Origin of the sequence: Jeotgalibacillus proteolyticus, from assembly GCF_002926065.1 — a bacterium.
Lineage (GTDB): Bacteria > Bacillota > Bacilli > Bacillales > Jeotgalibacillaceae > Jeotgalibacillus > Jeotgalibacillus proteolyticus.
This window is the reverse complement of record NZ_PREZ01000003.1, coordinates 46,534-72,094: the sequence shown is the minus strand read 5'-3', so window position 1 is coordinate 72,094 and position 25,561 is coordinate 46,534. Positions and strand designations below refer to the sequence as shown.

The window sequence follows — 25,561 nt, the reverse complement described above, 5'->3', positions numbered from 1 at the left end:
TGAATGCTTTAAAAATTTCGCCAAAGCGTTATCATAGAAGAAAGAGAATAGACAGGAAAAGGGAGGAACAACAGGTGAAAATCTTATATATTAATGCTAATCCAAGAAATAAAAAATCTGTGAGTGAAGAGCTTGCAGATGTATTTGTCACACAACTGAAGGATCTTGAAAGCAATGCTCAGCTTGAATATGTGCATTTATACGAAACAGAGCTTCAGGAAATTGATGAAGAGGTGCTTGCGTCCTGGGGCAAAAAAAGATCCGGGGAGCCTTTAACAGAATCTGAAACGCATAAAGTAAAAGTAATGGATGATGTACTTGAACAATTTTTAGCTGCTGATGTTTATGTGTTTGTCACTCCTTTTTGGAACTTATTATTTCCTCCAAGACTTAAAACGTATATCGACTCTCTTTGTATTCCGGGAAGAACCTTCCGCTACACTGCCGGCGGTCAGGAGGGGCTGGTTGAGGGGAAACGGGCTGTTCATATTCAAGCGGTAGGCGGCGTGTATAAAGGAACCGGCCTAAATTTTTCTGAGGATTATCTAAGAGAGATTATGCGCTTTTTGGGGATAAAAGAATATGATTCAGTTATATGCGAAGGCATGAGCCAGTACCCTGACATGGCAGATAAGATCCTTCAGGAATCAAAGGAAGAAGCGTCCCAGCTTGCACATAAATTAGCCCGTTTGGAATAAAACGGTTTACTCATCTGTTTTTTGAGAAGCATGGTGAAAGCAGCCATGCTTTTATTTTTTTGCATAATTACTTTTTTAAAAACGTGAAATATTTTTGAAAAGATTTTGAAACATTTACCGAGTTAAGTACGTAAAAGAATAAACAGGATGTACCATGAATGAGAGGAGGAGGAAAATGGAGCTTTTTGGGTACAGCTTGGAAAGCATTTATTTGGGAGTGCTGATTGTTTCAGGTCTCATTACGCTCTTTTATTTATTTTTTGGTGAGGCAATTGAAGGTGCTTTAGAAGCAGCAGATTTTCTAAACCCTACAACGGTACTTGCCTTTATCACAATCTTTTCGGGCAGCAGCTATTTATTTGAATCCTTATCATCCATTTCTTCGGGAATCATTATCCTGATCGGTGCAGCTATTGCTTTACTTGCAAGCCTGTTGTTACATTTTTTTATACTCGTTCCTTTAAAGTCAGCGGAGGAATCCCTGGCATACACAGAGCAGTCGCTTAACGGAAGAATCGGAAAAGTGATTATTACGGTTCCCGCAGACGGCTTTGGTGAAGTGGTGATTGAAAGCTTTAGCGGAATGATCTCAAAGCCTGCAGCAAGCTACGATAATACACCTATTCCAGAAGGGAACCGGGTACTCGTTATTGATGTAACGAACGGGGTTTTACAGGTAAAGGATTATGAAAAAGCACTGGATTTATCCAGTGAGAAATCTACATTTTAATTAATAGGGGGAAACAGAATGGAAATGTTAATTGTCATTGGGGTTATCGCAGTTATTTTACTTGCTTTAATTGGGGTTTACGTAACCAAGTACCGTACAGCAGGACCGGATGAAGCATTAATTGTAACAGGAAGCTATTTGGGAAGTAAAAATGTACATACAGACGAGTCTGGAAACCGGATTAAAATTATTCGCGGCGGAGGGACCTTCGTATTTCCTGTATTCCAACAGGCGGAGCCGCTAAGTCTTTTATCAAGCAAGCTTGATGTAACAACACCGGAGGTTTATACCGAGCAGGGTGTACCAGTTATGGCAGATGGAACAGCGATTATTAAAATTGGCGGTTCAATCGGTGAAATTGCGACAGCCGCAGAGCAGTTTTTAGGGAAGAAAAAAGAAGACAGAGAAAATGAAGCAAAAGAAGTTTTAGAAGGTCACTTACGTTCGATTCTCGGATCGATGACAGTTGAGGAAATCTATAAAAACCGCGATAAGTTTTCTCAGGAAGTTCAACGTGTTGCTTCTCAGGATTTAGCGAAAATGGGACTTCTGATTGTCTCTTTCACAATCAAGGATGTCCGTGACAAAAATGGATACCTTGAATCACTAGGTAAGCCAAGAATTGCCCAGGTTCGCCGTGACGCTGACATTGCTACAGCTGAGGCAGACAAAGAAACAAGAATTAAGCGTGCAGAGGCAGACAAGGACGCTAAGCGTGCAGAGCTTGAACGTGCAACAGAGATCGCTGAATCTGAAAAGGACAATCAACTAAAAACAGCTGATTACCGCCGTGAGCAGGACGTGGCAAGAGCACGTGCCGACCAATCTTATGATCTGGAAACAGCCCGCTCCAAACAGGAAGTAACGAAGCAGGAAATGCAAATTCAAATCATCGAGCGTGAAAAACAGATTGAGCTTGAAGAAAAAGAGATTTTGCGTCGTGAAAGACAATACGACTCTGAGGTTAAAAAGAAAGCAGATGCAGACCGCTACTCTGTTGAGCAGGCTGCTGCAGCCAGCAAGTCCCGCGAAATGGCAGAAGCTGACGCCAACAAGTACCGCATCGAAGCAATGGCAACAGCAGAAGCTGAAAAAGTCCGCCTCGATGGTCAGGCAAAAGCTGACTCCGAGCGGGCACAAGGGGAAACAGAAGCTGAAATCATCCGTCTTAAAGGTCTTGCAGAGGCTGAAGCAAAACGCAAAATTGCTGAAGCATATGAGCAATATGGACAAGCAGCTATTTTGGATATGGTTCTTAGCATGCTTCCACAATACGCGAAGGAAGTGGCAGCACCTCTTAGCAACATCGATAAAATTACGGTTGTTGATACAGGAAGCGACAGTGCAAACGGCGGAGCTAATAAAGTTTCCGGCTACGCAACGAACCTTATGGCAACCATGCAGGAATCTTTAAAGGCCACATCTGGAGTGGATGTCAAAGAAATGCTTGAAAATCTGTCAGGCAAAAACAACATCCGTCCAAGCATTGATGGACTGACGGAAGAAATTAAAAAGAATAATCAGCAGGATAAATCGGGGAACTAATTTTAGCAATAATTTAAGAACCGGACCAGGGGTTGAGACACACAGGTGTCTCAATCCCTTTTTCTCTATCGAAAAATCCGAAAACCCCTATTCCTGATTGAACAAATAAAAAGAGGGAATAGAAGGAGGAGAAAATAGAAGAAAGGATGAATAGTATGCACGCACTATTTTTAAACGGATCACTTAAGCCGAGCAGTGAGGATTCAAACACGGATGCACTTATACGGAAGGTGATAAATCATTATGAGGATATAGGTGTAACATCAGAGGTCATCCGAATTGCCGACTATAACATTAAACCCGGCGTTGAAGTGGATATGGGTGATGGAGACGAATGGCCTGTTATTTTTGAAAAAATAAAAAAAGCGGATATATTAATTATTGGAACACCTATTTGGGTCGGGGAAAAGAGCAGCATCACATCCCGCATTATTGAAAGAATTAACGGAGGCAGCGGTGAGACAAACGAAGAAGGTCAATCCATCTATTACAATAAAATAGGCGGAGTGGTTGTAACAGGAAACGAAGATGGCGGCAAGCACGCAGCTTCTTCCGTTCTATATGCGCTCTCCCATCTTGGCTTTACGATCCCGCCTAATGTAGACACCTACTGGGTAGGAGAAGCGGGACCAGGTCCGTCTTACATGGAAGCTATGCAGGAAGGGGAAAGCGAGTTTACGAATCAGCATGTTCAGTGGCTTGCTTACAACACTGCCCATTTTGCGAAGATGCTCAAAAACAGCCCGATCCCGGCAATTGGCAATAAAGCCTGATTAAAGACTAAAAAACCTGATCACGAGCGGGATTTTATAGAACCTGCCCTGGTAAGCATAGATCCCGGCTATAATCATAAAGACAAACATCATAACACCTAACACGATGTTTATGAGGACGCCAATTGCAATAATATAAAGAAAACCGGCAAAAGCCTGATACAAAAAATAGCTGATCAGGAAGTTAAGATAGATGACTCCATGCTCGCGCATGTAATCTGACTTCCTGTTTAAATACCAAACGATGGCTGGTCCAATAATTGGTGTAAAGAAATTCAAAAAATAAAGCAGGCTTGCAGTAAGTCTTTCAGTTGAAGAAGGTGCAACAGTAGTCATTTGGCTTCCTCCTTTTCCTTCTGTAGTTACATTTTTACAAAAAAACCGGACTATTTCAAAAGAAACAGTCCGGTTTTAACATGTTTATTAACCTTTTTTACCAAGTGAGATAGCAATAACTAGTCCGAGAATAAGGGCAAAAATGCTTAACATTACATTCCCGAGTGAAAGAGTAAGACCAGGGAAAATTACAAAAAGCGAGCCGAATACAAGCCCGATAATGAATGCATACATGCTTAAAGGGAAACGATGAAGTAAAAAGCGGATCCCTTTACTGCTTAGAATAAAGCCAGTCGCAACTCCGGCCCCAACCACTAAAATGACAGGGATATTAAGCGTCGTTACGGCATTCAAAACGGTCGGATAAACGCCGATGATCAGTAAAATAAATGAACCGCTGATTCCAGGCAAAAGCATGGCCATACTCGCTAACGCACCTGAAAAAAATAAAATAATTAAAGCGGCAGCCGAAAAGGTTTCAAGCGGTGCGCCATCTTCCACAGGCTTGAAGAACACCATGCTTCCAACAATAATTGCACCTGCTAAAAAGAGAGCGATGTCCTTGCCTGAAAATTTGCCCATTTTGCCTGCTTCCTTTAATAGATAGGGCAGAATACCAGCGATTAACCCAATAAAAAAGAAATTAGTCGGCTGAAAATAAGCCTCCAGCAGCCATTCAACCAGATGGCTGAGCGTTAAAATAGCAATTAGCATTCCAGATCCAAGCATTATAAGGAAGGGAAGATGCTTTTTCCATTCCTTTGATACAATCCCGCTGATTGCGTTAATAAATTGATCGTATATACCTAATAAAACAGCAATCGTTCCTCCGCTGACCCCGGGGATAATGTCACTTGTTCCCATGGCCATGCCGCGGAAAATATTTCTCCAATCAAACATATGTAAATCTCCTTTATCGTTATAATCACAAATAATAGCAGAAATAAATTTTACCAACAGAAACCATTATACGTGAAGTTATTGCTGGCGTCATTGTTAAACTGATCAAAAAAAGGGAAATACACTATAAGAGCAGAATTGCATAGGATAAGAATTTACGCTTCCAATGACCTTATAAATACAGGGAAGCAAATGCTTAAGATAATAGAAGATGATAAAAATCATATGACCAGGGAGGCTTAAATATGAAAAAAGCGATGATTATTGCCAATCCATCCTCGGGAAAAGAGGAGGCAAAAAAACATATTGACCGGATTTTAGAGGTGCTCGATGCAAAAGGGTACGAAACCGTTATAAAAGAAACTCAAAAGGAAGCAGATGCGACCCTTTATGCAGAAGAGGCCTGTGAAGAAAGGTACGACGCAGTGGTATCCATGGGGGGAGACGGGACGTTAAATGAGACGATTACCGGTCTTGCAGAAAAACCCTATCAGCCGACACTTGGGATTGTTCCGTTAGGCACAGTCAATGATTTTGCGCGTGCTCTATCGCTGCCTATGGATCCTGAAGAAGCCATTAATGTTTTGCTGGATGCCGATTCAAGAAAGGTGGACATTGGTAAAATTAACGGCAAATACTTTATGAACATCATCGCGTTAGGCGGGATTGCAGAAGCGACATTTGGTGTATCTGTAGAGCAAAAGACGAAACTCGGCCCTCTTGCCTACATTCTTGAAGGCTTTAAAACCATTAAAGATAAAGAGCCTTTTGACATCGCGATCCGTCATGATAATGGGGAATGGAATGGCAAGGCGCTGCTCATTTTAATCGCCCTGACCAATTCAGTAGGAGGGTTTGAAAAGCTGGCTCCTCACGCTGAGGTGAACGACGGGAAGCTTCACTGCTTTATCATCAGGGATGTCTCCCTTGTAAATCTCGTTACCATTGCAACCTCTCTACTAAAAGGAACGATGAAGGAAGATGAAAATGTAGAGTATGTGACTTCCACTCAAATAGAAGCTGTATCCTATACTGACTTAATTGCCAACGTAGATGGTGACGAAGGAGACCACGTTCCCCTAACGATTTCAATCCTGAAAAGCCATATCCCGGTATTTGTTCCAAAGGGGAGCCTGCCGGAAACACAAGAATCTATTACATGACATTTTTTGCAAGATGTGTACATTCTGAAAACAAAAGACTCCTTTTTGCTATTTAATTTGAAATTGGATTATACTTAACACAAATAGTATTTTAGGAGTCTTATAAATGGAATTATTTGTACAGGCTATTATGGAATCCCTAAATGAAGGTACTGTCCCGCTCGCTTTATTAATTATGATCATTTGGAGCTGGGACCGCCCATTTCAGGTAACCCATCTCAGCAGCAAATGGACAAGCGGAGCTCAATCGCCTCCAGTTATTACAAGGCTTTCACATCATAATCTTCAGGCAGCTGAAGCCATCTGTTCGAGAATGAAATTTGGTAAAACCGTCAGACGAAAAAGCTGTCCTGACGATAATGACGAACTCCCTTCCTTCCTTTTTTTAGAAGCTAATTCGATCTAAAAAAAAAAAAGGAATGGTGAAGGTTTTGAAAAAAGCAACACTTTTTGCATTCAGTATAATGGCAGTTTTATTATTGACAGGCTGCTCGGGAGTAGAAAACCAAACAGGCTTCTTCTATCATCTGTTTGTGATGCCGTTTGAATTTGGGATTTTTGAAATTGGTACGTTCTTTGATGGTAATTTCGGTTTGTCCATCATTATTATCACCCTTTTGATCAGACTGGTTCTTATGCCTTCTATGCTTAAAAACTATCGCAATCAGCAGGTAATGAAGGAAAAAATGAGTGAATTAAAGCCTGAAATGGACGAAATCCAGGTAAAGATGAAGAAAGCCAAAAACAAAGAAGAGCAAACGCAGCTGCAGCAGGAGATGATGGGGCTGTACCGGAAGCATGGTGTGAACCCACTCAATATGGGATGCCTTCCCCTTATCATTCAAATGCCAATCCTGATGGGACTGTATTTTGCCATTTCCCACTCACAGGAAATTGCTACCCACTCATTTCTATGGTTTAACTTAGGTTCTCCGGATCTTTCCATGATGCTGATCGCAGGAGCGGTTTATTTTATCCAGGGGTTTGTTACCTTAAACAACTTACCGGATGAACAGAAAAAACAAATGAAAGTGATCACGTTTATCTCACCAATTATGATTATGTTTATTTCATTCTCAGCACCAGCAGCACTGCCTCTTTACTGGACTGTTGGAGGAGCGTTCCTGATTGTGCAAACGCTGATCGGGCAACGATTTTATCGGAAGCACCCGGAGAAAGCAATGGAAGCTGTTCAGCAATAATAGATTAAAAAAAGTAAGCTGCATGTACGCAGCTTACTTTTTTTCGATTTCTTTAATCATTCTTGCCGGATTCCCTGCCACAACTACATTATCAGGAACGTCCTTTGTCACAATTGCTCCGGATGCAATGACAGCATTATTCCCAACAGTAACCCCTGGATTAATTACAGCCCGTCCGCCAATCCACACATTATCGCCAAATGTAACCGGCTTTCCGTATTCAAGTCCGCTGTTTCTCTCATCAGGATCGAGCGGGTGAGTGGCTGTATAGATATGAACACCAGGCGCAAGCATACAGTTGCTTCCAAACCTCACCTCGCAAACATCTAAAATAACACAATCAAAGTTTGCATAGAAATTATCTCCTACATGAATATTGTAGCCATAATCACAGCGAAAAGGAGGCTCAATGTACACCGATTTCCCGACAGAACCAAAAATCTCCTTAACTAGCCTCTCCCTTTTTTGTTCCTCCAAAGGAGATAAATCATTTAATTCCTTCGTTAAAACTTTTACCCTCTGACGATCTTTAACCAACTCAGCATCCCAAGCTGCATAAAGCTCCCCAGCCACCATCTTATCCTTCTCCGTCCTCATATAATCTCTCCTTATGCTTTTTTATTTAGTAATTTTAATTATCCAATAGTTGAGTGATGTAAGTTCTAATTCAAGAGGTGTATACCCTAACACGATATTTTTTAAGAACCGAATGACTTACCCAGGAGTTGATTGAAGCGTAAGGGGCTGACTCCTGCGGGATGCAGCGGGAGCTTGAGATCCACTTGCGCAGCAAGTTAGCTCAAGCCCCGCCCCGCGGAAAGCATGCCCCTGCAGCGGAAATCAACACGCTCTATTATGAGGCATTCACCCCTGGCACACAAAGTTAAGATTACTTTATCCCTTTCAACCAAGTTGATTGCAGCGTAAGGGGCTGACTCCTGCGGGATGCAGCGGGAGCTTGAGATCCACTTGCGCAGCAAGTTAGCTCAAGCCCCGCCCCGCGGAAAGCATGCCTCTGCAGCGGAAATCAACACGCCCCATTTTAAGGCATTCACCCCTAACACTAGTTATACTATACTGTATCAACAAAACTCCAAGATGCGAATACTTAGCGATCACCTATCATCCACGCTATACTTTAAAAAAACCCTAAGGAGGAACCCATCATGAAATACGCAATCATCACTGGAGCATCCAAAGGCCTTGGTGCAGCAATCGGAGAGCACCTGCTTGATCATGAATACAGCCTCGTCGACGTCTCCCGCACAGGCAGCACCCTCTTAAAAAACAAAGCGGCACAAAAAGGTCTCACTTATTCCCACAAAAAAATAGACCTAAGCCAGCTCGAAGAAACACAAGCATTTATCCCATCCTGGTTTGAAGAAACAAAAGACCAGCCCATTGAAGAACTGTTAATCATTCAAAACGCAGGAATCGTAGATCCGATTCAAACCGTGGGAAACCTTGATCCTCACACCATACAAAAGGCCGCGCAAACCAATTACATAGCCCCGGTCCTTATCACAAACGCCGCATTTAAGCATGCAGAAGAAAAAGGAATTCCCGCAACAGTGGTCAACATCACCTCAGGAGCAGCAGATAAGCCCAATCATGGCTGGAGCATCTATGGAAGTACAAAGGCTGCGCTCAATCTTTTCACTGAAACCGCAGCCCTTGAGCAGGATAAACTGAAAACAAAAAATAAGATCATTTCATTCAGTCCAAGTATTATGGATACAGATATGCAAAATACAATCCGGTCTTCAACCTCCGACGCTTTTGCAGCAGTGAGCGCATTTCAGGCATACAAGGAGCAAGGGAAATTAAGAAAGCCTGAAACCGTAGGAAAGGCACTTGTAGACCTTCTTATGGAAAAGAACCTCGAAAACGGAAGACTCTATCATATTAATGAGCTCCTTTAAGCACAAAATAGGCTCAAGCCCCGTTCCGCGTAAAGCGTCCATCTGAAGCAGAGTGAACCGAACAAAAAAGGTTGAGACATTCATTTGTCTCAACCTTTTTTATAATTATTTTTTTGATAGAAAAACTAATCCTAAATTGTAAAAAGAACAAACTGGATTATAAAGATAATATTAATTCTCTTGTAAAAAAGGACGGTCTTATATATATGAAGAGAAATTATTTTAATATTACAGAGAGATTACATAGCGCTGTAATGCTCGAAAGGATGGTTTGCCCTTGAAAACACTGGGTAAATACGTAATGTACAACAAAATAAAGAAGTAACGTGTTTCATTATTAAGACAAAAAATACTATTGCATGAAAGGAGAATTTTTTGATGAATCTTAAAAAATGGACGCAACTGGGTGCAGCGGGTATATTGAGCATGGGAATATTGGCTGCATGTGGTGACGATAATGATAACGAGGATCCGCTAGATCCAGATACTCCGGATGCTCCAATGGAGGAAAATGACGGACTAGATACAGATGACGGTGATGGTGGTACTGACGGAACCGAGGATGGAGAAGACACGGACGGCGGCACCACAGATGACGGTGAAGGCGGCATGGACTCTGGCGACGATGAAGACAGTGACACCGATACAGACACTGATGTGAATAATTCAGACGATGATTCTATGCTGGATAATGAAGATGAAGACTCAAATGAATAATGATGATCAATAAACTTTAGACCAGCCCCCGTGCTGGTCTTTTTTATCTTACGTATTCCGAAATATTATGCTATCGTTTAACTACATACACTTGTTTTAAGATGGAGGAGAAGTCAAATGAAGAAGCTACTATTAACCGGGTTTGAGCCGTTTTTAACGTTTTCATCAAACCCAACGATGAAGATTGTGGAAGAATTAGGTGGAAAAGAAATAAACGGCTATTCGATCATCGGAAGAATCATGAAAGTTGATTTTACTAAATCTGGCAAGCAGATTATTCAGTTTTACGAAGAGGTGCAGCCTGATGCTGTTATTTCACTTGGGCTCGCTGGCGGTCGCACCGCTGTGACCCCGGAACGGATAGCGATTAATTGCAATGACGGCGAAGCTGATAACAGTGGAAATATTCCTTCAGGTGAAAAAATTCTTGAGGAAGGTCCAGATGGGCTGTTTTCAACTCTTCCTATTAAACAAATGACAGAAAGACTTAAAAAAGAGGGTTATCCTGCGGGGATATCGAATACAGCAGGTACGTACCTATGCAATCATGTCATGTATAAAATGCTATTTAGACTTAAAGAAGAAGGGCGTACAATTCCATCAGGGTTTATTCATATTCCCGCCTCACATGAGCTTGCGATAGACTCCGGGAAAATACCCAGCTGGTCTCAACAGGACCTGACAAATGCCATTCGATTATGTATAGAAGAATTAAGTTGATCAGCCGAGCAGAAAATGTAAGTCGAGAAAATTAAAAAAGTTTGGGACATATCGATGTTTTAGTAACGCAGTGAACCCGGCAAAAGAGGATGAGACACATCTGTCTCATCCTCGGTAATTAAAAACGATTATTTAAGGCAGCTTAAGCCAGTTTCCGGGCGCTTAGCCAAAAACCGATAAAGAAAGCAGGTATTACAGCTAAGCCCATCCCTATAAAGGAAAGTCCGGAAGAAACCTCATATAAAGATCCTCCAATTTGAGTCAAAAGAGCGGTGCTCAGACCCATTCCAAGTGATGCATATAAACCCTGTGCAGTCGGGATCAGCTGTTTATCCACTGCGCGGTAGATATATTTTATAAATGCATAATGCGCTAAGCCGAATGTCAGAGAATGCAGCATTTGAGTCAATACAAACATCCACAGTGACGGAAACAATCCAACCAGAATCCACCGAATGGCAGTGGCTGCAGCAGCAAATATAAACATGGCTGAAACGGTCGTCCTGCCAAAGAAACGGTCTGCCACAGCAAAGAAAACAATCTCAGACAATACGGCAATATTTAAAATAAATCCTATGTAGATGCTTGAGACCTGCAGCTCCTGCAGATAAATAAAGCCATAGCTGTAATAGGCTGCATGAGAACCCTGGATCAAAACGCAGATTGAAAGAACAGCTGCAAACCCCGGCGTTTTAAAAATGGCCCGGTATCCGCCTAATTGAGGAGCTGATTTCGTCGCCAATGCATCCGGAGCCTGTAGGAAGGAGGTCATTATTAAAAGACCGGTTCCAATGATCATCATCGCCATAATAGAAGATTCTGTCCAAATAGCTGTAGTGACGCCGATGAATATTAAGCTGACTGTATAGCCTGCTGAACCAAACGACCGGCTTCGTCCGTAATTAATGCCGTTAGTTTTCATTAATACGGTAGCGCTGCTTTCCATGAGCGGCAAAACATTTGGATAAAATAAACTGAAAAGAATCATGACAATCATAAGAGCTGAAAATGATTGTGCCGGAATAAATAGAAGGAGCAGGCATGCCGAGACAATAGGCAATATTTTCATAAGCAGAGCAAGGCTGAATCGCTTAGTCAGCTCAGGAAATAAAAAGAGTGTTGAGAATGAACGGGTAAATAATCCTGCTGCGATAATCGTGCTTGCTGCACCAACGGTTAAGCCTTTTTCAAAGACAAGCCAGCCGGTCCAATAAGGCAGAAAAATTCCCCAAGTAAAAAAGAACGTAAAAAAGTTAACAGATAACCAGTTTTGCTGCTTCAACTTTAACTCACTCCATCTTCCAATCTAGTTACAGACTAATAGTATAGCAGAAGAATAGGGAATAAGAGGGAGGAGGAGTTTTTTAATCAATAAAAAACCACACTCTATAAAAAGAGTGTGGTTAAGCTTAAATAAAAGAATCGCACGAAAAATTTTCCAGCGTTACTCAGCAGTTATTTCAAGATCGACTTCAATATTTCCTCTTGTTGCTTTAGAGTAAGGGCAGAATTCATGTGCTTTTTGAAGCAGATCTTCCGCTTCTTCCTGGCTGACTCCCTTAACCTCTACAGCAAGCTTAACAGAAATTTTAAATCCATCGTCTTCCGGGTCTTTTTCAAGACTCACATGTGCTGTCGTACTGGATTCTACATCCTTCTTTGCTTTTTTAGCAATTAAATTAAAGGCGCCGTCAAAGCATGATGCATAGCCTGCTGCGAAAAGCTGCTCGGGGTTTGACTTTCCTACAGCACCCCCGCCATCCTTTGGCATGCCAAGCTCTAAGTGAATTAAATCATCTGATGAGCGAACAACACCTTCACGTCCGCCTTGTGCTGTTGCAGCTGAAGTTAATACTGGCATTAATCTCATCTCCTCAATTAGTTATCATTCAAGTAAATGAATGTCTATTAAATTTCTCCACGCTATTACTGTTCACGTTTTTAAGAACAACTAAACATTCTCCAAAACAGAAATGGTCAAACCCAACTAGTAAAATGGCACACACGCTCTTGCCAAATACCTAAATAGATTTTATTGAGAGTGAGCTGAAAGCGTTTTATGATTATAGTATAAGAGCGAAATCAGCTTTTAAAGGGGGAAAAAAAGTGGAACAAACTTCAACGAATAAAAAAGGAATTCGGGCAAAAGTTCAGCGGTTCGGTTCATTTTTAAGCGGCATGATTATGCCGAATATTGGTGCATTTATTGCATGGGGAATAATTACAGCTTTATTTATACCGGATGGCTTTTTTCCAAATGAAGCATTAGAAGGACTAGTTGGTCCAATGATCACATACCTTCTGCCGCTATTAATTGCCTTTACAGGTGGTAGAATGGTTCATGGCCTTAGAGGAGGGGTTGTTGGGGCAACAGCTGCAATGGGTGTTATTGCAGGAGCAGACATCCCAATGTTCCTTGGTGCAATGGTTATGGGACCGCTTGGCGGGTACCTAATTAAGAAGGTTGATGAATTTCTTGACGGAAAAGTCAGATCCGGCTTTGAAATGCTGGTTAATAACTTTTCAGCAGGTATCTTAGCAGCAATTCTTGCGATTTTCGCTCTGTTAGGAATTGGTCCTGTCGTAGTAGGTTTTACGAATGTGTTAGCTTCAGGCGTAGAAGTGCTGGTAAATGCAGGATTACTTCCGCTGGTCAGTATTTTCATCGAGCCTGGTAAAATTCTGTTCCTAAATAACGCAATCAATCACGGGATTTTAACACCGCTTGGAGCAGATCAGACATTACAGAATGGGAAATCAATTCTGTATATGCTTGAGTCAAATCCTGGTCCAGGTTTTGGTATATTGCTTGCGTATATCTTTTTCGGAAGAGGAACAGCAAAACAAACAGCAGCAGGTGCTTCTGTTATTCATTTCTTCGGGGGGATTCACGAAATTTATTTCCCTTACGTCCTAATGAAGCCTGTTCTGATTGTTGCGGCCATTGCAGGTGGAGCGAGCGGAATCTTTACATTTAATCTGTTTGATGTTGGACTTCGGGCACCTGCTTCACCGGGAAGTATTTTTGCTTACTTTGCCATGTCACCACCTGGAGACTATCTTGGCATGGTCGCTGGTGTACTGATTGCAACAATCGTATCCTTTGTTGTAGCGTCAATCTTCCTGCGCACATCTAAAGCAGGAGAAGACGATTTAGCGGGCGCAACTGCTAAAATGGAAGAAATGAAAGGCAAGAAGAGCTCAGTTGCAGGCGGATTAACAGCAGCAGAAGGAACGTCTGCCGGTGCTTCTGCATCAGATGCTCCGAATGAAATTTCAAAAGAAACCATTCAAAAGATCATTTTCGCCTGTGATGCAGGCATGGGTTCAAGTGCGATGGGTGCTTCCCTGCTGAAAAACAAAATGAAAAAAGCAGGACTCAGCTTTGATGTAACAAATACAGCGATCAATCAGATTCCGGATGATGCTGATTTGGTTATTACGCATAAGGATTTGACGGAGCGGGCAATGAATAAAAAACCGGATGCAATTCACGTCTCTGTAGAAAACTTCCTGAACAGCCCTAAATATGACGAGATAATTGAAAAACTAAAATAAACTGACTAAATGTGGTGAAAAGGTTATTCATGCTTACTAGCTTTATTTACCAGATTAACTAGTAATGGAGGTGCTGAGGCGCAATGGAGTATATTACAGGCAGAGAGCGAAAAATTATCGAATGGCTGCTGCGTACTCAGCACCAATTTACAACGATCCGTGAGCTGGCTGATGTACTGGATGTAAGCTCAAGAACCATACACCGCGAATTAAAGAATGTAGAAAGAGTACTTAGCGGCTATTCTGTGAATCTAAAAAAACAAACAGGCGCAGGTGTTCAAATTAATGGAAGACAGGAGCAGCTTCATGAGCTCGAAACCGCTCTAAGAGAAGGCAAGGATCACGACCTGCAGCAGGAGGAACGTATCGTCGTGCTGCTCCATTACTTAATTAAGCATCATAAGCCTGTTAAAACAGCTATTCTTACAAGATTATTAAACTGTGCGATCGGCACCCTGCTGCATGATTTAGACACACTCGAGAAGTCCGTAGAACCTTACGGGCTTTCCGTCGTTCGCCGGAGAGGAATCGGCATTCAATTAACGGGCTCTGAGCGGGAAAAAAGAAGGGCGCTTGCCGCTTTGCTAATCGAGCAAATGGACGCTTCTTCTCTTTATTCGATGGTAGATGAACATTTTATTTATCCGGGTATGGTAGATGATAAAGTTGGCGGAATTGTAAGCAGGGAGCTTTTAACGAGAGTGGAAAGACTCATTATGGATGAGGTAAAGGACCTTCCCTACACCTTGGCAGACGGTGCTTATTTAGCGCTTGTTATTCATATTTCACTCGCGATTCAGCGGATTATGAGCGGAGAGAAAATCGGGCTTGAGGATTCAGTAAAGGATGAGCTGAGCCAGACCGTTGAATTTACTGTCGCTCAATCCCTGACACAATCCCTCGCTGAAGAATTTAATGTGGAAATTCCGATTGAGGAAGCCGGCTATATTGCCATTCACTTAAAAGGTGCTAATCGGAAAGATCAGCTGCCGGTCCAAAGTACAGATAATACTGAGCTGACGCTTTTGGTTCAAACTCTGATCCAGCAGGTTGGTCAGCAGGTAGGTGTAGATTTTACAGGGGACCGCTCCCTAACAGAAGGCTTAATTGCCCATCTTGAGCCTGCTATTCACCGGGCCGGAGAGGGGCTTCAGGCGTTTAATCCACTGACAGAAACAATTGTAGAGGATTACCCGATTCTGTACCGGAGCATTGAGCAGGTACTTGAGGAGCTTTTCCAAGGCATGACATTTTCCAGAGGAGAGCTTGCCTTTCTTGTTCTGCATTTTGCTTCTTCTCTTGAAATTCGCAAGGAAGAAATCTCTGTTTCTGCTTTAGTCGTTTGCTCGAGCGGAATAGGCACATCAAAAATGCTGGCAAGCAGGCTGAAAAAAGAATTTCCCGAAATAACGACGATTACGCTTGCTTCATTAACGGACGCAAGAACCCTGCCGGTTGACCAGTATGATGTGATCATCTCAACCATAGGGCTTGTGGACATTGATCGGGAATTTTTACTGGTCAACCCTCTGCTTCCAGAAAATGATGTTGACAGAGTAAGACGGTTTTTACAAAAAAATATGCCGTTGATTACCTCGAAAAAAGGGTATAGGAAAATAGAAGACCCTGCTGTCTTTAAAGAGCCTGTTGTTCACTCGCTGGAAAAAATACAGCAGCTGACGGCTATCATGATTCAGCTGCTGAAGGATTTTGCTTTAATTAAAATGCCGGGAGTGTCATCCCAGGATGAACTTTTGACAGCGGCAGATAAGTATGGAGCTGCACATGAAGCAGCAGAAGGAAGCGGCACCATCCTGACCCTGCTGAAATCAAGAGAAGCATTGGGCGGACTTGGCATTCCGGAAACAAATCTGGCGCTGTACCATGCGAGAGCTGCAGAAATTAACCGGCCGCTTTTCGTGATTTTTGAAGTGGAAGAGCCAATGCCGGTGAAATCAATGGATAGTAATGTCAGTCAAATGAAAAGAATGATTCTTCTTTTAGCGCCAGATGGCATGGGTACAGAAATTTATGAATTACTAAGCATGATCAGTGCTTCAATCATTGAAGAGGATGCACAACTGGAGCTGTATTCAAATGGCTCCGAACAGGCTATTTATCGTTTATTAGAACAAAAATGCGATCAATTTATTCGCCAAAAAATGAATTCATTTCTGGAGGGAAAATAATGAGTACTTTATTAAAACCACAAAATATCAAACTAAACGCATCACCTTCTTCTCAGGAGGAAGCAATTGAACAGGCAGGAAGAATTTTAGTCGAGCAGGGCTATGTGACAGAAAGCTATGTTCCTGCTATGAAACAAAGAGAAGAGTTAACATCTACTTTCATGGGGAATTTTGTTGCGATTCCACATGGTACTGAAGAAGCGAAAACGGAGGTTCTTGCATCAGGGCTTTCATTTCTTCAAATTCCTGAAGGCGTAGAGTTTAATGGTGAAACCGTTAAACTTGTCATCGGAATCGCAGGTAAAGATGGGGAGCATTTGGAGCTGCTGTCTCAAATTGCCATTGTCTGCTCAGAAATTGAAAATGTAGAAAAGCTTGTCGCTGCATCTTCAGAGGAAGAAATTATCAGCATTTTTGAGGAAGCAGAATAATGAAAAAAGCCGTTCATTTTGGAGCAGGAAATATAGGCAGAGGATTTATCGGCGCTGTCCTTTCAAAGGCAGGGTTTGAGGTTCGTTTTGTTGATGTAAATGACAAGGTGATTCAGGCGCTTAATGATAAACAGGAATACACCGTTCAGATTGCTTCAGAGGAGAAAACCTCCTTTACTGTAAAAGGTGTTTCAGGAATTAACAGCGCTCAGGAACCGGATAAGACCGCCCAAGCAATCAAAGAGGCTGATTTGCTTACAGCCTCTGTTGGACCGGGCGTTCTTCCATTTATCGCTAAGGATATTGCTTCAGGGCTGACAAAAGCCTATGAAGCACAAGGCTCATTAAAGCAAATGAACATCGTTGCCTGTGAAAACATGATTAATGGAACCGATTTTCTTCGTGCAGAAATTGAAAAGCACTTAGATGAGGACGTTAAACGCGAGGCAGCCCAAAAGATTGGTTTTCCAAACTCGGCTGTGGACAGAATTGTTCCGATTCAGCAGCATGAGGATCCATTGACGGTTCAGGTAGAACCATTTTTTGAATGGGTTGTTGAAAGAAATGACTGGAAGGGTGCAATTCCTGAAATGGAGGGAGTTCAATTTGTAGAGGATCTCGCCCCATTTATTGAACGCAAGCTCCTAACTGTAAACACAGGACATGCTGCTATTGCCTACCTTGGATTAGAGCAAGGGTTTGAAACAGTAGATCAGGCCATTGCAGATTCTTCAGTCAAGCAGCAGGTGGAAGAGGTTCTTTCAGAAACAAGCGAATTTTTAACGAAGAAATACAGCTTGTCTCCTGAGGAGCACGAGAGATATGTTGAAAAGATTCTTGGCAGATTTGAAAATCCTTATCTGTCTGATGATTTGGCCCGTGTTGGACGAGCTCCGCTAAGAAAGCTTGGACCAAAGGAGCGTCTTGTCTACCCAGCCGTTTCATTAATGAAGGATGGGGTTGAGCCAAAAGGTTTAATCAAAACCATCGCAGCAGCTCTTTATTTCAACGAAGAAGCTGATCCGGAAAGTCAGAGCCTTCAGAATGACATCAAAACACTTGGAGCAGAGGCAGCATTTGCAAAAGCAGCAGATTTGTCAAATGATGATCCACTTGTCCAGGCTGTCATTCAGGAATACAATAGCTAATTAAAATGTGTCCTGCATAAGTCTAAACCTGAGACTTATGCAGGCTTTTTTGGGTATTCAAATTCTTTTCTGGTGTAATAACATCAATTTTTGATAGAATGGAAGTTAGTGAGTAAAGGATTTGCGATAAAGGAAGGGAACAATCTTACCATGAGAAAAGATCGGCTTTATGCAAAAAAGAAAAAAGGAATGAAGGTGTGGATTACACTTGCCGTCCTATTCACAATACTTGTCGGTGCATCTCTAGGAGCACTTAGCGTCTATAACTGGTCTCCACAGCAAGCGATCCAAGGGCTATTCTATCAGCCGTTTAATCAGGGAAGTGAAGAGGAACAGCCAGAGGAGGAAGTAACGCCAGAGCCGCCGGAAGAAGAGCCGCAAGAAGAACTTCCTGATCCAAATGATGAAGAATTAAATGAAGATACACCACCAGTAGAAGAAGAACCGCAAACCCCTGAAACGGTTAAGGAACCGACGTATGTGAAAGGTGTCCTTGTTGCGAATAAACAATATCCGCTGCCTGTAGACTACGCTCCTGGAGAAGATCAGGAAGCGAGAGCTGCTTTTGAAGAAATGAAGGCTTCTGCCGAAACAGAAGGCTTTGAACTGATCGCATTTAGTACATTCCGTTCTTTTGAATACCAGGAGGAACTGTATCAAAGGTACGTAAATGACCACGGCCAGGAAGAAGCAGATCGATTCAGCGCACCACCTGGCTACTCAGAGCACCAAACGGGACTTGGCTTCGATATTGGAGAAGTCGGCAAGGAAGTAAACTGGGCTGATGACAGCTTTAGTGAAACAGAAGCTGCGAAATGGCTGGAGGAAAATGCTCACCAGTATGGCTTTATTCTCCGTTACCCGCCAGGTAAAGAAGAAATTACAGGCTATCAATATGAAGCCTGGCATTTCCGGTATCTGGGTAAAGAGCTCGCCCAAAAAGTGCACGACAGCGGCTTAACACTTGAAGAATATTTAAATATTTAACCACTCACTGCCCGGAATATATTCCGGGCAGTTTTTTTGTCTTCCATCTTCACCCAATAATTCCCTTTAAAAAGACAAATAAATTACAAATAATTGGTTGTGTTTAGCTTAATTAATGCCGGGTATCTAATTTACATGATGATTTCTAATTTTGGATATAAAGCTTAAAAAATAAAAATTTTAGCATTTAAACAAAGGAGGATTTTGTGATGAACATGGAAGTTGTAGGTGCTTACAGTACACAAGAAGAGGTCATCCGCTGCTTAGAGGATTTAACCGCAAAAGGATATAATCAGGAAGACATCACGGTTGTATCAAACGGCAACAATGATTTATTAAGCACTACTGGAATTAATATGAAGCATGTTTCTTCACCGGAGCATCAGGACGAATCATTCTTCGGTAAGATTAAAGATGCATTAACAGCTGATGGGCCAGGTACTAATCGGGATGTAAAAGATGAACTGATGGATCTTGGCATTACCAGCTTTAAGGCAGAAGACTATGCAAATGAAATTAACGACGGAAAGTTTTTAGTGCTGACCTCAAGAACAGAGGCGTCAGGCATGGCAGAAGCAGCCAGCGCAGCTGAGGGATCGGGAACAATGACTGCAGAGCCTCCTAATCAGGATCAGCAAATCAACCGTTCAGAAATGAATACTGAGAATCCTGACATGAAAGCCGAGACTTCGGGAATGAGTACAGAAACTTCCGGTTTGACTAAAGAGACTTCAGAAATGGGCGCTGACACGTCAAATATGAGTACGGAGACATCCGGAATGGGTACAGAGACATCAGGAATGAATATAGAAAGATCTGAAAGAAATACGCCATCTTCTGAATTGGATAGAGATACTCGAGAGGGACATAACATGACTCAATCCGGTGATACGACTCTGGATGCCGGGGAAGAACGGAAAATGCAGCTTCGTGAAGAAAAGCTGCAGGCAAAGAAGGAAAGGGTCCAAACAGGTGAGGTTCACGTAAGTAAAGAAGTGGTTTCTGAAGAAAAAGAAATGGATGTTCCTGTTGAACAGGAGGATGTTTATGTGGAGAGACGCCCAGTAGATGAACAGCCGGCTGATGATGCATCTCCTATCATGGAGGGAGAAGAGATTCGCGTGCCAATCATCGAAGAAAAAGTGGAGGTTACAAAGAAACCTGTCGTAACAGATGAGATTGTGATTGGAAAAGAAAAGATGCAGGACACCGAAAAAATACGAGAGACGATTCGAAAAGAAGAAGCTTCTATAGATAATGAAAGAGAAAGCGATTCAGGTGAAAGAAATGAATTTGAAAGCCGTTCTGCCGGCAGAGCCTCCTCTTCAGAACAAAACATGGAGCGTTCCCATCGCCGAGAGGAAGATCCCCTGGCAGAGAGAAGAAATGCGGGGTTCAAAGAATAACAAAGCAGTCCAGATTTAAAAGTTAGGTAAGCTTGAGATCCACCTGCGATAGCAAGCTAGCTCAAGTCAAGTCCGGCGGAAAGCTTCCACCTGCTCAGAAAACCGGATAAGGAGGTTGAGACAAAACGTTTATTTTAATTTTATAAACGTGAGGTGAACGGAGCGGAAGGGGGCGACTCCTGCGGGAAGAAGCGGGAGCTTGAGATCCACTTGCTGTAAGCAAGTTAGCTCAAGCCCCGCCCCGCGGAAAGCGTCCCCCTGAAGCGCAGTGAACCGGGTTTAAGAGGGTGAGACACATTTGTCCCACCCCCTTTCCATTGTCATGGGAATGTTGTTTCTACATTTCTTTCCTCTTGTTTTTTGTTCTCTCTCAAAAGAGCAGAGTATAATTAAGGAGAAGAAAACAAGAAGGGGGAGCGTGTAATGAATGTTTTAATACTTGGCGGCACTCAGTTTGTAGGCAGACATATGGTAGAAAGCGCATTAAAAGCAGGACACACTGTGACCATTTTCAATCGTGGAAAAACCAATCAGGATTTATTTCCTGAGGTTGAAAAAAGGGTAGGAGACAGAAATGGAGATCTCTCTGCCTTAGAAGAGGGAAGCTGGGATACTGTCATTGATGTATCAGGCTATGTTCCGAGCCAAGTAAAAGCAACGGTCAACCTTTTGAAGGATCGTGTGAAGCATTATGTGTTAATTTCCACTATATCTGTGTATGGGGATTTTGCACATGGTGCTGCTAAAGTTGGGGAGACTGCTTTGAAAAAAATGACCGGTGATACAGAGGAAGTCACAGGCGATACATACGGCCCCCTTAAGCAAAAATGTGAAGAGATCGTCAAAGAAGTCTTCGGATCCCGTGCTTTATGTATCCGTCCAGGTCTTATTGTTGGTCCGGATGATCCGACTGACCGCTATACGTATTGGGTTTACCGGGTGTCAAAAGGAGGCAGGGTACTCGCTCCCGGGAAGCCCGAGAGAGAAATTCAATGGATAGACGTACGGGATTTAAGTGAATGGGTGATTCGAATGACTGAGAATAAAGAATCCGGCACCTATAATGCAGCTGGTCTGGATTATAACCCGACGATGGAGGAGCTCCTGGAAACCTCAAAGAGAGTAACAGGAAGCGATGCAGAGTTTAAATGGGTGGAGGATGAAGTGTTACATTCCTTCGAGGTAACACCATTTGTAGAAATGCCTTTTTGGATTCCACTCAGTGAAGACTTTCCATCCGGGTTTTTAGTGGCGGATGCGAAGGATGCCATTGCTCACGGATTAACCTTCCGTTCTCCTGAGGAGACTATTAAGGACACGTATCAATGGCTGACCAAACGAAACAATCATAGCTGGAAAGCCGGATTGTCTGAGGACAAGGAAAAGGAAATTCTAATAGCCGCTGAAGAAAAATAGCAATGAAAAAATCGCTTCTCTCCAATGGAGAAGCGATTTTTTAATGTAAATTACTTTTTATAGAATAGGAGATAATAGCCTTGAAATTGATTCTTTAAAGCGGATGTAAAGAGATCTTTTTTGATAAAGCTCTGGTGTAAGCTCTGTGGAAAGTTCCATATCCTCAATAAAAATCTGGCAAAGATTCGTTGCTGTCTCCTGATGATAAATAAATGCATTAACTTCAAAATTCAAGCTGAAGCTTCTTAAATCGATATTAGCTGTCCCGACGGAAGCTGCTGTATCATCTGTTACGAGTGTTTTTGCATGAATAAAGCCGTTTTCGTAGATATAAATCCTCGCTCCAGCCTTCATTAATTCACCCACATAGGAATAAGTAGCCCAATAAACAAACATATGATCAGGTTTGTTTGGAATCATAATCCGCACATCAACACCTGAAAGAGCAGCAATTCTGAGCGAATCTAAGAGACTTTCATCAGGAATGAAATACGGAGTTTGGATATAAATATACTTTTTTGCACCTGTAATCAGCTTAATATAGCCATTTTTAATCTGTTCCCACTCAGAATCCGGTCCGCTCGAGACAATTTGCATAGCAACCTCGCCCTTTAAAGGAATAGGGGGGAAATATTCATCTGAATAATTAATATCATACCGGTAGGAAGCCTGATTCCAATCCAGGATAAAGCGGGTCTGGATTGGATGCACGGCACTTCCTTCGACCCGCAAATGGGTATCGCGCCAATAGCCAAACCGCTTATCGATTCCAAGGTATTCATCTCCTACATTGAAACCGCCGATATACCCGATTCTCCCATCAATAATAATAAGCTTCCGGTGATTTCGGAAATTCAAACGTGGATTAATGAGCGGTACCTTTGAGGGGAAGAAAGCTTCTATTTCTCCGCCCGCTGCCCGCAGATCCCGGAAAAAGCGTTTATTCATCCCGCGTGAGCCCATATCATCATAAAGTATCCGAACCTTTATGCCTGCCTTCGCTTTCTTAATAAGTAAGGAAAGAAGACGGCTTCCAAGGTCATCCCTCCTTAAAATATAGGTTTGCAGGTGAATATGATCCTTTGCATCTTCAATATCTTTAAATAATGTTTCGAACTTATGCTGTCCGTCGACAATAATCTCGACTTCATTATCCTGCGTAAGCACAGCATCATTATTGTAAAGATGCATAAAAATTAAATCCTGCAGCTTTTCAGCTTCCTTTGATTTAAAAACAAATTCCTTATTATGAATAGCCTCGATCTGATAATGAATCAGCTGCTGTATACCAACCCGGCTATGTCCTTCCCAGTTAAACAGCCGTTTTTTATTTAACTGACGGCCTAAAAGCAGGTAAAGGGCAAAGCCTGCAAGAGGAATAAAGAAGAGCACCATAAGCCATGCCCAGGTCGAGCTTGCATCTTTTCTCTCCAAAAAGATAAGGATTCCTGCAAATATAAAGTTTAAAAAAAAGACAAATCCAACAACATAGGAGATCCAATCCATAGGCTTCCCTGCCAATCTAAAATAGTCTATTACTAACAGTTCCCTATCGTATCCTAAAAAAACAAATAGGGGAAGAGAAGTGAGGTTCTCTTCTCTAAATAATAGCATAAAAAAGGAAGGCATACAGAAGCCGTTCAAGGTGTACCTGAACGGCTCTAATGATTACTTGTTGTGGAGGTCTTTAAACTGTTCCTGTATTTCTTTCAATTTATCCTGGTTCGTGTACAATTCAAGAGCGGTTAAGGCTAATGACTTGGCACCTAATAGCAGCCCGCGGTCGCCGCCTTCTGATTTAGCTGCTTCCCGGAATGCGTCGGTATGCAACACAAGGTCCTTAGAACCGATTTGGATATAAGGATGGATTGTCGGGACCACCTGACTGATATTGCCTGCGTCAGTTGAACCTATGCCGTTACGCCCTTCTGGTGATACTTTTCCTCCAAGAGAAGTAAAGACCTCTTCATAAATGTCGTCAAAAAGCGGAGTAGGAACCAGATTGTCCACTTCATTTTGAAACGCAATTACATTTAGTGAGGCCCCGGTTGCGAGAGCCGCGCCTTCAGCAATATGGCGAACCTTTTCAGTAACACCATTTAATGTTTCCCTTTTAGCTGCACGAATGTAGAATCGTGCTTTTGCGTATTCAGGGATAATATTAGGCGCATCTCCTCCGTGTGTGATAATGCCATGAATGCGTACATCATCCGGGACATGCTGCCGCAGCGCGTTTACGCCATTAAATAGGGAAATGACACCATCGAGCGCATTGATTCCCTGATGGGGTGAGGAGGCTGCGTGTGCCGGCTTTCCGATAAATTCAAAGTCTAGTGGATCCACTGCAAGGGAAGTGGTGGTGCGGCCGGAATGATACGATGGATGAACCATAAGGGCAGCATCCACTTCGTTAAGGAAGCCATGCTTTACAAAACTTCCTTTCGCGCTGCCATTTGGTCCGCCTTCTTCAGCAGGAGTTCCAAGCACAATAACTTTTCCGCCTAGCGAATCGATTACACTGGCGACACTGATGGCAGCTGCAATACTGGCTGTTCCAATGATATTATGGCCGCATGCATGACCAAGGCCAGGCAGTGCATCATATTCAGCTAAAAAGGCAATAGCTGGGCCGGGCCTGCCGCTTTCTTTGACCGCATAAAAAGCTGTTTCATGCCCTGCGACTCCCTTTTCAACTTTAAAGCCTTCAGAAATTAAGTGATTCGTTAAATGCTGCTGGGCATAAAACTCTTCATTGCCTATTTCAGGTCGGGCATGGATGGAATGGCTTGTTCTGATGTAACCTTCTTTTCTTGATTCAATATAGTGAAGAACCGAGTCTTTTAGTACTGTTTGGAAATTGGGTGATGACATAGGTGAAAACTCCTTTTCAAATTAGTAATCCGTTAATTGATCGACTGGAATAAAGGTTGGAATCATGCCGCCGTCATACTCTTCTTCAATAAATTCGGCCACGTCATCCTCCTGGTACAATTCAACGATTCGCTGCAGGTCCTCGCGATCCGTATCCTCTGTTCTGCTTGCGATGATATTAATGTATGGAGTAGCTGTATCACTTTCACGGAAAATAGAATCATTTACCGGGCTGAAGCCTGCATCTACTGCGATGCCGTTATTAATGATCGATGCATCCACATCGGGCAGGGAGCGTGGAGTCTGACCTGCGATAACCGGCAATATTTCAATGTTTTTAGGATTATCAACAATATTTGCTGCTGTTCCAGTCAGCCCTGCATCCTCATCCAACGTAATTAGCCCTGCTTCCTCGAGCAATAAAAGAGCCCGTCCAAGATTCGTAGATTCATTTGGGACTGCGATCGTTGCACCGTCAGGCAGTTCCTCAACAGATTCTACTTTTTCTGAGTAAAGAGCCATTGGAGCTAGCACCGTTGAACCAATAGGGGATAGGTCAAGCTCTCTTTCTTCTATAAACTCATCAAAATATGAGATGGTTTGAAAAGCATTTAAGTCAAGCTCATTTTCAGCCAGCGCAATATTAGGCTGTACATAATCAGAAAAGCTGACAATTTCGATTTCAATATTTTCCTCTGCTGCTTTTTGTGATACTAAATCCCAAATGCGCGTATCTGATCCGCTTACGCCTATTTTAATGGTGTCTCCATCATTTCCGCATGCGCTGATGATGAGGGTTGATAGGGAAATTGCTGCTGTTAGTGTCCATTTTTTCATGATAAATTCCTC

25 protein-coding genes are annotated in these 25,561 nt (G+C 42.5%); 17 read left to right on the top strand and 8 right to left on the bottom strand.

The features are described from left to right. The first annotated feature begins 74 nt into the window (after positions 1-74). The 4 genes from C4B60_RS07300 (at position 75) to C4B60_RS07285 (ending at position 3,746) form a co-directional block, all read left to right on the top strand. Positions 75-698: an FMN-dependent NADH-azoreductase gene (locus C4B60_RS07300; protein ID WP_167578598.1), complete on the top strand. Its 624-nt coding sequence runs from the start codon at positions 75-77 to the stop codon at positions 696-698. 175 nt (positions 699-873) lie between these two features. Beyond that, entirely contained in the window at positions 874-1,428 is a 555-nt protein-coding gene (locus tag C4B60_RS07295) for an NfeD family membrane protein (protein ID WP_104057350.1), read from the top strand. Positions 1,429-1,446: 18 nt separating this feature from the next. After that, positions 1,447-2,973 (top strand): flotillin lipid rafts scaffold protein FloT, encoded by a 1,527-nt coding sequence (locus tag C4B60_RS07290; protein WP_104057349.1) that lies wholly within the window; start codon positions 1,447-1,449, stop codon positions 2,971-2,973. Positions 2,974-3,119: 146 nt separating this feature from the next. Continuing rightward, positions 3,120-3,746 carry a flavodoxin family protein gene (locus C4B60_RS07285; protein ID WP_104057348.1) on the top strand — a complete coding sequence of 209 codons (627 nt, stop codon included), beginning with the start codon at positions 3,120-3,122 and terminating at the stop codon, positions 3,744-3,746. Here C4B60_RS07285 and C4B60_RS07280 read toward each other — a convergent pair whose 3' ends face one another. Together C4B60_RS07280 and C4B60_RS07275 are read right to left on the bottom strand one after the other, a co-directional pair. Beyond that, the gene (locus C4B60_RS07280; RefSeq protein WP_104057347.1) at positions 3,747-4,082 is read right to left on the bottom strand and encodes a DUF4870 domain-containing protein; all 336 of its coding nucleotides are present in this window, start codon (positions 4,080-4,082) and stop codon (positions 3,747-3,749) included. An 87-nt stretch (positions 4,083-4,169) separates the two neighbouring features. Further along, on the bottom strand, positions 4,170-4,982 hold the full coding sequence (locus C4B60_RS07275) for a DUF368 domain-containing protein (protein WP_104057346.1): 813 nt from the start codon (positions 4,980-4,982) through the stop codon (positions 4,170-4,172). Positions 4,983-5,227: 245 nt separating this feature from the next. Here C4B60_RS07275 and C4B60_RS07270 point away from each other — a divergent pair, with 245 nt between their 5' ends. The 3 genes from C4B60_RS07270 to yidC all read left to right on the top strand — a co-directional run bounded on the left by C4B60_RS07270 (position 5,228) and on the right by yidC (position 7,347). After that, a complete protein-coding gene (locus C4B60_RS07270; protein WP_104057345.1) occupies positions 5,228-6,145 on the top strand; it encodes a diacylglycerol/lipid kinase family protein in 918 nt (305 codons plus the stop codon). Between the two features lie 106 nt (positions 6,146-6,251). Continuing rightward, positions 6,252-6,551, top strand: a complete 300-nt coding sequence (locus C4B60_RS07265) for a hypothetical protein (RefSeq protein ID WP_104057344.1) — start codon at positions 6,252-6,254, stop codon at positions 6,549-6,551. A 25-nt stretch (positions 6,552-6,576) separates the two neighbouring features. After that, complete coding sequence (yidC, locus tag C4B60_RS07260; RefSeq protein WP_245153904.1) at positions 6,577-7,347, top strand: membrane protein insertase YidC; 771 nt, start codon at positions 6,577-6,579, stop codon at positions 7,345-7,347. A gap of 33 nt (positions 7,348-7,380) precedes the next feature. On the opposite strand, the gene C4B60_RS07255 is transcribed toward yidC, so the two are convergent. Then, a complete protein-coding gene (locus C4B60_RS07255; protein ID WP_104057342.1) occupies positions 7,381-7,944 on the bottom strand; it encodes a sugar O-acetyltransferase in 564 nt (187 codons plus the stop codon). Between the two features lie 569 nt (positions 7,945-8,513). On the opposite strand from C4B60_RS07255, the gene C4B60_RS07250 reads away from it, so the two are divergent. The 3 genes from C4B60_RS07250 to C4B60_RS07240 all read left to right on the top strand — a co-directional run bounded on the left by C4B60_RS07250 (position 8,514) and on the right by C4B60_RS07240 (position 10,706). Next, a complete protein-coding gene (locus C4B60_RS07250) occupies positions 8,514-9,269 on the top strand; it encodes an SDR family NAD(P)-dependent oxidoreductase (protein WP_104057341.1) in 756 nt (251 codons plus the stop codon). Positions 9,270-9,689: 420 nt separating this feature from the next. Then, complete coding sequence (locus tag C4B60_RS07245) at positions 9,690-9,986, top strand: hypothetical protein (RefSeq protein WP_167578597.1); 297 nt, start codon at positions 9,690-9,692, stop codon at positions 9,984-9,986. Positions 9,987-10,103: 117 nt separating this feature from the next. Continuing rightward, positions 10,104-10,706: a pyroglutamyl-peptidase I gene (locus C4B60_RS07240; RefSeq protein ID WP_104057339.1), complete on the top strand. Its 603-nt coding sequence runs from the start codon at positions 10,104-10,106 to the stop codon at positions 10,704-10,706. Between the two features lie 142 nt (positions 10,707-10,848). On the opposite strand, the gene C4B60_RS07235 is transcribed toward C4B60_RS07240, so the two are convergent. Further along, complete coding sequence (locus C4B60_RS07235; RefSeq protein WP_104057338.1) at positions 10,849-11,988, bottom strand: MFS transporter; 1,140 nt, start codon at positions 11,986-11,988, stop codon at positions 10,849-10,851. Positions 11,989-12,150: 162 nt separating this feature from the next. Continuing rightward, complete coding sequence (locus C4B60_RS07230) at positions 12,151-12,567, bottom strand: organic hydroperoxide resistance protein (RefSeq protein ID WP_104057337.1); 417 nt, start codon at positions 12,565-12,567, stop codon at positions 12,151-12,153. A 245-nt stretch (positions 12,568-12,812) separates the two neighbouring features. On the opposite strand from C4B60_RS07230, the gene C4B60_RS07225 reads away from it, so the two are divergent. From C4B60_RS07225 to C4B60_RS07195, 7 genes are all read left to right on the top strand, one after another. After that, positions 12,813-14,264 carry a PTS mannitol transporter subunit IIBC gene (locus C4B60_RS07225; RefSeq protein ID WP_280632258.1) on the top strand — a complete coding sequence of 484 codons (1,452 nt, stop codon included), beginning with the start codon at positions 12,813-12,815 and terminating at the stop codon, positions 14,262-14,264. A gap of 83 nt (positions 14,265-14,347) precedes the next feature. Continuing rightward, positions 14,348-16,453: a BglG family transcription antiterminator gene (locus tag C4B60_RS07220; RefSeq protein WP_104057336.1), complete on the top strand. Its 2,106-nt coding sequence runs from the start codon at positions 14,348-14,350 to the stop codon at positions 16,451-16,453. Beyond that, positions 16,453-16,884 carry a PTS mannitol transporter subunit IIA gene (locus C4B60_RS07215; protein ID WP_104057335.1) on the top strand — a complete coding sequence of 144 codons (432 nt, stop codon included), beginning with the start codon at positions 16,453-16,455 and terminating at the stop codon, positions 16,882-16,884. Before C4B60_RS07220 ends, C4B60_RS07215 begins: the two co-directional genes overlap by 1 nt. After that, positions 16,884-18,032 (top strand): mannitol-1-phosphate 5-dehydrogenase, encoded by a 1,149-nt coding sequence (locus C4B60_RS07210; RefSeq protein ID WP_104057334.1) that lies wholly within the window; start codon positions 16,884-16,886, stop codon positions 18,030-18,032. Before C4B60_RS07215 ends, C4B60_RS07210 begins: the two co-directional genes overlap by 1 nt. Positions 18,033-18,140: 108 nt before the next feature. After that, positions 18,141-19,019: a M15 family metallopeptidase gene (locus tag C4B60_RS07205; protein WP_245153903.1), complete on the top strand. Its 879-nt coding sequence runs from the start codon at positions 18,141-18,143 to the stop codon at positions 19,017-19,019. A gap of 209 nt (positions 19,020-19,228) precedes the next feature. Next, positions 19,229-20,425: a YsnF/AvaK domain-containing protein gene (locus tag C4B60_RS07200; protein WP_104057333.1), complete on the top strand. Its 1,197-nt coding sequence runs from the start codon at positions 19,229-19,231 to the stop codon at positions 20,423-20,425. Between the two features lie 423 nt (positions 20,426-20,848). Then, the gene (locus tag C4B60_RS07195) at positions 20,849-21,841 is read left to right on the top strand and encodes an NAD-dependent epimerase/dehydratase family protein (protein ID WP_104057332.1); all 993 of its coding nucleotides are present in this window, start codon (positions 20,849-20,851) and stop codon (positions 21,839-21,841) included. A gap of 57 nt (positions 21,842-21,898) precedes the next feature. On the opposite strand, the gene cls is transcribed toward C4B60_RS07195, so the two are convergent. From cls to C4B60_RS07180, 3 genes are all read right to left on the bottom strand, one after another. Continuing rightward, complete coding sequence (gene cls / locus C4B60_RS07190) at positions 21,899-23,347, bottom strand: cardiolipin synthase (RefSeq protein ID WP_104057331.1); 1,449 nt, start codon at positions 23,345-23,347, stop codon at positions 21,899-21,901. A gap of 162 nt (positions 23,348-23,509) precedes the next feature. Continuing rightward, positions 23,510-24,712, bottom strand: coding sequence for a M20 family metallopeptidase (locus C4B60_RS07185; protein WP_104057330.1), 1,203 nt, complete (start codon positions 24,710-24,712; stop codon positions 23,510-23,512). Between the two features lie 21 nt (positions 24,713-24,733). Further along, positions 24,734-25,549: a MetQ/NlpA family ABC transporter substrate-binding protein gene (locus C4B60_RS07180; protein WP_104057329.1), complete on the bottom strand. Its 816-nt coding sequence runs from the start codon at positions 25,547-25,549 to the stop codon at positions 24,734-24,736. Positions 25,550-25,561: the final 12 nt, after the last annotated feature.